General features: G+C 39.2%; 7 protein-coding genes. 2 read left to right on the top strand and 5 right to left on the bottom strand.

Annotated features, from left to right (window positions below; all coding sequences use genetic code 11):
• Positions 1-1,167: Ig-like domain-containing protein (locus tag DXA60_RS13225; protein ID WP_243006883.1), on the bottom strand; the 1,167-nt coding region annotated here is incomplete at its 3' end.
• A gap of 809 nt (positions 1,168-1,976) precedes the next feature.
• Positions 1,977-2,693, bottom strand: coding sequence for a hypothetical protein (locus DXA60_RS13220; RefSeq protein WP_243006882.1), 717 nt, complete (start codon positions 2,691-2,693; stop codon positions 1,977-1,979).
• Between the two features lie 347 nt (positions 2,694-3,040).
• Between DXA60_RS13220 and DXA60_RS13215 the strand changes: the two genes are divergently transcribed.
• A complete protein-coding gene (locus tag DXA60_RS13215; RefSeq protein WP_117921876.1) occupies positions 3,041-4,837 on the top strand; it encodes an Rqc2 family fibronectin-binding protein in 1,797 nt (598 codons plus the stop codon).
• A 121-nt stretch (positions 4,838-4,958) separates the two neighbouring features.
• Here DXA60_RS13215 and DXA60_RS13210 read toward each other — a convergent pair whose 3' ends face one another.
• Together DXA60_RS13210 and DXA60_RS13205 are read right to left on the bottom strand one after the other, a co-directional pair.
• Positions 4,959-5,816 (bottom strand): CPBP family intramembrane glutamic endopeptidase, encoded by an 858-nt coding sequence (locus DXA60_RS13210; protein ID WP_147345394.1) that lies wholly within the window; start codon positions 5,814-5,816, stop codon positions 4,959-4,961.
• Positions 5,817-5,856: 40 nt separating this feature from the next.
• A complete protein-coding gene (locus DXA60_RS13205; RefSeq protein WP_117921874.1) occupies positions 5,857-6,984 on the bottom strand; it encodes a glycoside hydrolase family 88/105 protein in 1,128 nt (375 codons plus the stop codon).
• Positions 6,985-7,369: 385 nt separating this feature from the next.
• On the opposite strand from DXA60_RS13205, the gene DXA60_RS13200 reads away from it, so the two are divergent.
• Positions 7,370-7,576 carry an alpha/beta-type small acid-soluble spore protein gene (locus DXA60_RS13200; RefSeq protein WP_117921873.1) on the top strand — a complete coding sequence of 69 codons (207 nt, stop codon included), beginning with the start codon at positions 7,370-7,372 and terminating at the stop codon, positions 7,574-7,576.
• Between the two features lie 175 nt (positions 7,577-7,751).
• On the opposite strand, the gene recG is transcribed toward DXA60_RS13200, so the two are convergent.
• Entirely contained in the window at positions 7,752-9,809 is a 2,058-nt protein-coding gene (gene recG, locus DXA60_RS13195; protein ID WP_117921872.1) for an ATP-dependent DNA helicase RecG, read from the bottom strand.
• Between the last annotated feature and the right edge of the window lie 6 nt (positions 9,810-9,815).

The following is a 9,815-nucleotide window of genomic DNA, read 5'->3' as shown; positions in this document are numbered from 1 at the left end:
GGCTTTGGATGTAACTGTGATCGTTGCGGTTCCTACCTTTTTCGGTGTAACAAAACCGGTAGAAGATACAGCAGCAACACTTGTGTTGCTGGACTTATAGGAAACAGCACTGTTCTTTACGCCGGTGATCCGTTTTACCTTGATCTGCGCCTGTCCGTATTTTTCTTTCTGTACTAAAAGCTGTTCTCCAATAAACTGATCCATGCTCTCGTGATCTTCGGTATAAAATTCAAGGCTGTGTGCATCACCACAATGATTATAAATCTTATGGAAAGATTTTTCCGGATATAAAACCACGTTATCTTCTTCGAGGACGATCTTACCTTTTCCTTTTTCGGAATAGTCCGTATCGATCATATCCGCCGTTTTTACTGTTACCTTAAACACAGCTTTTACTTTCTTGTTGATTAGGGAAGTTACAGTGATCGTAGCTGTACCAGCTTTCTTTCCGGTTACTTTTCCTTTGGATGATACCGTTGCAATCTTCTTGTCACTGGAAGAAAAGGTAAGGTTCTTATTGCTGAGACCCTTGAAAGATTTTACCTTGATCGTGGTTGTATTTCCAACAATGATGCTTTCTTTGCTCTTTTTTAAAGTGATCTTTGCTTTCTGTTTTCCCTTACTTACCGTCAGACTCAGTGTTCCTTTTACTTTGGAATCATAGATGGATGTCACAGTGATCTTACATTTTCCTTTTTTCTTTACTGTCACAACACCCTTTGCATTTACTGTTGCAATGCTGGTGTTCGAGGATTTGTATTTCAGTTCACCGGATTTGATACCGTCTTTACTGTTTTTTGATCCTACTACCACTCCATTTTTAAACATGGCAACCGGAACAATCGTGAACTTCTCTCCTGCATAAACAGTTTTCTTTTTCATGCAGTGATAATGATTGTATGTTCCATTGTCATTGGAAACATTACAGCAATGTTCATTATATTTATGCCATTTGGCATCATCCGATGTTGCAAACACAATCTGATTCTTTGGCTGATCTTTGCCAAAGTAATCAATGTATGTTGCCTGCTTTGCCGATACTTCCTCCGGCTGTGGTACTACAATGCTGCTGATGCACATGATAAGTGCCAGCGTGAGCACGACTGCTTTTTTCCATCCTGCCACCTTTGCGGTGTTCATTCCTTTCCGGTTTCTTCTTTCTCTCATAACTTCGATTCTCCTTTATCTTTTATTTTTGATTCTTTTACCTTATGACGTTGACAAATAAAATGGAAACTTCTATAATATACTTATCAAGACAGCCGGATGATAAGCAAATACCTATCTGCTCCGGTGAACTTAATTAATCAGTTACAAAAAATAACCGTCAGTTCTTGGTAGGAGCCGGACGGTTATTTTTTTGTCTTATCATGGGTATCATTACTGACACTTCTGACAAGCGTTATGATGGCACATATCATAATAACGAATGTGAACAAGTCACTGTATGTAACCATGCTACCACCCCTTTCTCCGAATCTTGGAGCAGATCTAAGTGGTAAAGCCGTCCTGCCGGCTGCCTTGAAAAGTATACTATATTGGATTTTCTGTTTTTATTATAAACGTAATGCTATGGAAAAGCAACTTCTCTGATCGAATCTCTTCTTAATTTAATTGTCAAAGTACAGTGTGTGAATAAAGCCATTGTTTCACTTAAATGCGTCAGGAATATTCTTAAAGATATCTGTAATGAAATAAAAAAGACTGTTACGGATATGCCATCTTTATTAATAAAAAGCTGACATATAGAATATCCAGATTAAAACTGATATTTCATTTCTTCATATGTAAATTTAGTATAACAAATTTTTTACATAAAAAAAGACATTTTTATTTATTTAATTTTATTTTCATATTTGTAATTTATTTTTAATTAAAATATACAAATTCAAATTGTCCTGTTCCCGCAATAATAAAAATGAGTGCAAGCATGTTGACACACTTGCACTCATTGATATTTTATATCAGTTTAAATTTTATTTTATAGTTGTAACCTTCACAGTATGCTGCTTCTCAAGATGAGAACAATCACAAAACTTATAATCTTTTTTATTAAATGTGATCTTCTGTGTCGTTACGCCCGAAAATTTTATATCATCCACATATATATAGCCGCTGCTCTTTGAACAGACTCCTGTAATAGCAACCCCTTGTATAATGTTGTATTTGGTTTTTGTATTGATCTTTGACTCCTTTTCATCTTTAGAAACAACATTCCTCAGCGGCATATTGTTAACTGTAATCATATAATATTTTCCTGATTTTTTGCAGCTTGCCAGTTTCCCGGCTTTAATATTTCTGTCAGTTACTGAATCATACAATTCCACTTGTATTTTTTTACCATCTTTGATCAATATCACCGGATATCTTGAAGAGATAGTACCGGCATATTTACCATTTTTACTGTTTTCAAGATCAATCCCTGTATTTACATAAACACGATCCCAATTCTTTTTTAGGGCTGATGCCGGAACATACACCTTAACCGAAAGTTTCATATTTTTCTTTATTTTTGATGTTTTTTTATAGCCAATCCCAAGATAGTAACTATTATTTTCCCCCGCCTCTTCTGATTTATCTCCGTTAAATGTAACCTTTGTACGAAGCGCTTTATTTGCAGCAGCAAATGTCTCTGCCGACGGAATAGCTGCAAACACACTGATCAAAAGTGCCATTACCAGTACTTTTGCCATTACCACAATACTCTTTTTTTTGTTTTAACATACGCAAATCCTCCAATCCTCATTCTCCCGGTTTTCCTCTTGGCAACTCATTTTCGAATACAATACTGCCAGCTTAATTTTTCAAGTAAACATGCATATCAAAATCTGCATATTATTATTTGTATAATTTTATTAGTTTTTCTGACAAATTTCGATAAGTTATTGTATTTACAGAAATTTATATAATAGTTATATTATTTTCATTTTAATGTGTCAACAAATATACTATCTATCAACATTGTTTTTGCATTAAAAATCCGTTATAATATCATTCTGCGGGAAATCCGCGGAAACACATTCCGAAAGGAGATTTAAAAATGGCTTTTGATGGATTAGTAATATCCAATCTTGTATATGAACTGAATCAGACAATTTTAAATGCAAAAATCAGCAAAATTGCACAGCCGGAAAATGACGAACTTCTTTTTACCTTAAAAGGAAGCAACGGACAGTTCCGCCTTGCCATGTCCGCAAGTGCTTCCCTGCCTTTTGTGTATCTGACTGAAACGAACAAACCAAGTCCCCTGACCGCACCAAATTTTTGTATGCTGTTGCGCAAACATATCGCAAACGGACGGATCATAAAAATTTATCAGCCCCATATGGAACGTATTATTCATTTTGACATTGAACATCTTGATGAGATGGGGGATCTGTGTCAGAAAACACTGATTGTAGAATTGATGGGAAAACACAGCAACATTATTTTCTGTAACGCCGACGGCATGATTATTGACAGTATCAAACATGTATCCTCCATGATGAGTTCTGTGCGTGAAGTCCTTCCGGGACGGGCTTACTGTATTCCTGCGACACAGGAAGATAAATTAAATCCACTTGAAGTTACGGAAGAAGTTTTCATGGAATCCGTCATGAAAAAACCTGTTTCCATCACAAAGGCAATTTATGGTTCTTTCACCGGAATCAGTCCTGTGATCGCAAATGAAATCTGTTACCGTGCTTCGATTGATGGAGATATGCCAGTAGATTCATTGGATGCAGACGGCAAAAAACATCTGTTCCATAACTTTTCATGGATGATGGATGATGTCAGAAATCACAATTACTGTCCAAACATCATCATGCGCGGACGGGAACCGATCGATTTTTCCTGTTTCCGCCTGTCAGAATATGTCCACACTACATCCGACAAAAAAATCATGCAGAACACAGACATTTCTGACACAGATGGCTATACTATGACAGAATATGATTCGATCTCCAAAGTACTTGAAGAATACTACGCTTCAAGAAATATTTACACACGCATCCGACAAAAATCTGTCGATCTGCGTAAAATCGTATCAACTGCATTAGAACGTAACCGGAAAAAATACCAGCTCCAGCTAAAGCAGTTAAAAGACACCGAAAAACGTGATAAATATAAAGTATACGGTGAGCTCATCCACACATACGGCTACGGTTTAGAGGAAGGTGCCAGACAGCTTGAAGCAGTCAATTATTATACAAACGAAAACGTTACGATTCCTCTTGATCCGACTTTAGATGCCAAAGCAAATGCGCAAAAATATTTTGATAAATACGGGAAGTTAAAACGTACTTATGAGGCACTTACCGATCTGATCCAGGAGACAAAGTCTGAAATTGAACATTTAGAGAGTATTGCCACCTCTTTAGATATTGCCCTGACTGAGGATGATCTGGTGCAGATCAAAGAAGAACTGGCAGAATATGGATATATCAAACGGAAACGCACCGATAAAAAAGCAAAGATCAAAAGCAAACCTTTTCATTACATTTCTTCGGACGGTTATCATATGTATGTTGGGAAAAATAATTATCAGAATGAAGAACTGACATTTAAATTTGCAACCGGAAACGACTGGTGGTTTCATGCCAAAGGAATGCCAGGTTCCCATGTTATCGTAAAAACAAACAACGAAACAGACCTGCCAGACCGCATGTTTGAAGAAGCCGGAAAACTTGCCGGTTACTATTCAAGCGGCAGGGACAGTGATAAGATTGAGATCGATTATCTTCAGAAAAAAAATGTAAAAAAACCAAACGGAAGTGCTCCGGGCTTTGTGGTGTATTACACTAATTTTTCGCTGACGGTACATCCTGATATTTCTGATCTGACGCTGGTGGAATAAAACAATAACCAGCCCTCCAAAACAACTATGAATCAGCGTTATAAAATGATAAAAATCGCAGCCGTGGATTTATAAGACCACGACTGCGATTTTTCTGTCTAAAATTATATTTTAAAATAAGTTATGCTTCTTTCTTTTTACTGAGTAATAATAATGCGATGACAGCAAAAAGCAGATACGCTGCTATGGAAATAACAGAAGACTCCACACCGAATTCTCCACCCGTCAGCAGAAAAGAATCTGTATCAAGCACATAATTATACCAGGCTGTACCATCCACCGCAGAGCCGATATGGATCAATCCTCCGATCATCAGACAATTCCAGACTCCATGCATGAGTGCAGAATACCAGATTGTTCCGGTATAACAGGTCACAAGGGAGAACAAAATGCCAACCAGACTTCCTGCTATCACAACCTGGATCATTCCAGAAATACTCATCCCCTCTTCGATATGCAAACATCCAAACAGAACGGATGGAACGATCACTGCAATTTTCCGGTTCCACGCATATTCTACCGAACTCATAATAACTCCACGGAATACTGTCTCTTCCACGATTCCGGTTGCCAGCCCTAAATATGCCACACTTCCGGCGACAAGCCGTTTTATCGTTTCCGGTTCCATGGACGATTGCTGCCATGTTCCTGCAAATAACTGATATACTAAGATCACCAGCAACGGCATTGCAAAAGCAGCGATGATCCAAAATGGATGCAGATCCGGCTTCCCAACCTTAAAATCTGTCACTGGTATTTTCAACATCTTCTTGCATATCAGCCAGACTCCGCCAAGCACCAGTCCTGCATATAAAATTCCGGTAAAAATATTCCCGGTCACTGCTGACATTCCGCCTGCCACCAGCATATTTCCGATCAACAGTGCCAGAAGCTGTGAAAATGCCAATAAGCAAAGTGCAAGGATACTTACCCCAACTGCTTTTGTTCCACTAAATTTTGTTTGATTATTACCTCTCATATCTGCTCCTTTTTCCTTTACCGGCAAATAATTTTTTATTTTACTTCTCTAAACGCTTCATCTCTGTATATGCAAGTAAAAATGGACCGACACCTTTTGCATCATCTTTTACAACCGGCTCGGACATATAATAATCAAATGTTCCGGAACGGCGGTTTGCTCCGCCTAATCCTGCAACCAGACAGATACCATCTAAATGAAGCTCTCCGTTTTCATCTTCCGATAAATATTTATCACAAATACCGTGAAATGCCCTCTCACCATAAACACGGTAACTTTCCGGCAAAAATCCAAGACGTACACCCTTAAGCAGTGCATATGCCATGATCGAGCTTCCGCTTGTCTCAAGATAATTACGATCCATTCCACCGACATTTACGACCTGATACCACATGCCACTCTCATCCTGATATTTTAACATGGAATCCATCAGATCCACAAAGATCTGTTTCATTTTTTCATATGGTTCGCCGACAGACGCATCTGCTTTATCCAAAGTATCAAGCAAAGCCATGGAATACCATCCCAATGCACGAAGCCAGAAATTCTGGCTGAGACCGGTTACTTTATCACACCAGAACATTTCTCTTGAGGAATCATACGCATGATAGTAAAGTCCAGTCTTTGGGTCACGCATGTTCTCTGCCACATTAAAAAACTGTGAAAAAATATCGTCATAATTTTTTTTGTCATTGAAACGGGTCTCATACTCCATATAAAATGGCTGGCACATATAGAGTCCGTCTAACCATACCTGATTTGGATAAATGTTTTTATGCCAGAAATTTCCTTCTTTTGTACGAGGCATTTTCTTGATCTGGCTATATACAAGGTCGATCGCTTTACGGTATTTTTCTTTTCCTGTCAGATCATAAAGTTCAAATAATGTCTTTCCGGCATTGACATTGTCAATATTCAGTTCTTCCACGGAATATCCTTCAATCGAACCATCCTCCATAACTTTACAGTCAATAAAATGATCTGCAAATGAAAAATATTTTTCGTCTTTTGTGATGGCATACATCTCTAAAATTGCCTTGATCATACAGCCATCAATATAATTCCAGGTTGACTTTTTCCCCTGCAGAATTTTTTCGATGTTCCAGATCGGGCGATCCGGTGTGCTTTTCTCTAAAAGTTCATCAATGTATTTTTCAATCTTATCCATACTGTTTTTCTCCTTCTCCTGTGCATTTTGCCAGCCTGCATTACGAATTTCTGACACAACCACGTTACCTTTATCATAGCTTATATGATCCGGTTTGTAAATAAATATTTGTAAGCGCTTACAAGTTTTATTTACAAAACATAAAACAGATATCTTATGCGTTTTTCAAAACGGATATTACTTGCTTTTCTGACAAAAAATACATGTTTATCTGACATCATATTTCATATACTATCACTGAACAAAACAAAACGCGATCAAAAACACCGCAGCAAAACACAAACGCCGCGGAACATATGATCAGCGCGGCGTTTGTTCAGACTTTAATACAAAGGATACTTTGAAACAAATGATGTATCACAACACACCAAAGGAGGAAACTATTATGGCAAGTCGTTCATCTAACAGAGCAGCAGTTCCTGAAGCAAAAAGTGCATTAGACCGTTTCAAATATGAGGTAGCAAGCGAGATCGGCGTACCTTTAAAGGACGGTTACAATGGAGACCTTACTTCCAGACAGAACGGTTCTGTCGGCGGTTATATGGTTAAGAAAATGATCGAGGCACAGGAGAAACAGATGTCAGGCAAGTAATCATCTGCCAGCTAAGATTTATCGTCCGCTAAAATCATAATTTTGTCAGGAGCTATATGTCACCAGGAATTATGATTCCAGCTCAAAAAACGGGATGCTTTCCATAACGGAAGCTCCCGTTTTTTATGTTTTTATATTCTGCCTCTAAATAAAATCCATTATAAACAGATCTCTGTCATAAATTTAATCTGCTCTTTTGATCCTCGAAGAAAATCTCCAGATAATGCTGCAGATTGACATTTTCTTCGCCACAAAGTTCCGGGTCTGCGGCAAGCAGATCCTGCACTTCCTCTGATGCCTGTTGTAACACGGCTGCATCCTGATAAATATCTGCCAGCAAAAACTGCATCTCTCCGGACTGGCGGATGCCAAAAAAATCTCCCGGACCACGTAATTTCAGGTCTTCACTTGCAATTTTAAATCCATCATTAGATTTATTTAAAATATCAAGCCGTTTCATCGAATTTTTACTGTCTGAGGCGTTGACCATAATACAGTAAGACTGGGCGTCACCTCTTCCGACACGTCCTCTTAACTGATGGAGCTGTGCAAGTCCAAAACGTTCTGCATTCTCGATCATCATGACCGTAGCATTCGGCACATTGACGCCAACCTCAACAACTGTCGTGGAAACAAGCACCTGAATCTCATTTTTTACAAATTGATCCATAATCTTATTTTTCTGGTCTGCTTTCATCTGTCCGTGTAAAACACCGATCACAATGTCTTCCGGCAGTTCTTCCCGCAGACGTTTTGCATAATCGGTAACGTTCTCCGCTTCCATATTTTCACTTTCTTCCACCAGCGGACAGATCACATATGCCTGATGTCCCGCGCGTATCTCATGCTCGATAAAAGCATATGCTTTCGGGCGGTATCGCCGGTCAACTACACAGTTTTTGATTGGAAGTCTTTTTGCCGGAACTTCATCAATGACAGAAATATCCAGATCCCCATAGATAATGATCGCCAAAGTACGTGGAATCGGGGTTGCACTCATGACAAGTACATGCGGTTCTGTTCCTTTTCCTGCAAATGTTTCACGCTGCCGTACTCCAAAACGATGCTGTTCGTCCGTGATCACAAGTGCCAGATTCTGATAAATTGCTTTCTCCTGTATCAGTGCATGTGTCCCGATGATCATAGCATTCGGATATACCTCTAATGCTTCATAAGCGCGGCGTTTCTGTTTTGCCGTCATGGAACCGGTCAAAAGCACGATAGGAATATGAAGTCCAAACTGTTCACACATATTCTGATAAGACTCATAATGCTGTCTTGCAAGTACTTCCGTCGGCGCCATGATCGCAGACTGGTATCCATTGTGTGCTGTATCAGCCATCGCAAGGAACGCAACGATCGTTTTACCGGAGCCTACGTCTCCCTGGATCAGACGCTGCATGACCGTCTCGGAACGCATATCACGTTTCACATCCGCAAGCGCTTTTTTCTGTGCATTGGTAAGCTCATAAGGAAGTTTTTCTATCAACTCATTTGTAAAATCATCCTCAGCAAAAACAAACTCATTTTTCTCTTTGACATGCTTTTCCTTCTGATACTGCATGCTTAATATAAAAAGGAAAATTTCATCAAACACAAGGCGTCTTCTCGCTGTAATGAGTGTATCCATATCCTCCGGAAAATGAATCTGCCGTATGGCGTAATTATACTCACAAAGCCCATATTTTTCGCGGATCGCGCATGGAAGATAATCCATAAACAACTGTTCGTCTCCAAGTGCCGCCCGCACTGTTTTCGTGACAAGATTATTGGAAAGTCCGTTGGTCAGCGTGTATACAGGCAGAAATACCTGTTCCATGGATGCATACTGTTCTTCTGTAAACAAGGCTGCCTGCTCCATGACAAGTCTTCCGTTCTTTTTATTAACTTTTCCATAAAATATGTAGGTGTTGCCGGCTTTTAAATTATTTTTCATATAAGGCATCCGGTACCATACCAGTTCTAAGGAAACTCCCATCTCACTGATCGTCGTAACCGTGATCTGCATAGTACGCACTTTTCGCACTACCGGTGTTCTTGTGATCCGTCCAAGAACCGCTGCCTGTTCTCCGTCTGACACCTCATCCACATGCTTCGCCTGCGGGTACTGTATATATGTCCGGGGATAATGAAGGAGTATATCACCTACGGTGTATACTCCTATCTTATGAAATAATTCTTCTGTTTTAGCGCCAACACCCTTAATATCTCTTAAAGGGGAATTGCGGTCCATTTTTAC

The sequence above is a fragment of the Roseburia sp. OF03-24 genome (assembly GCF_003463035.1).
GTDB lineage: Bacteria > Bacillota > Clostridia > Lachnospirales > Lachnospiraceae > Roseburia > Roseburia rectibacter.
This window is presented reverse-complemented; position numbering and strand designations above follow the sequence as displayed.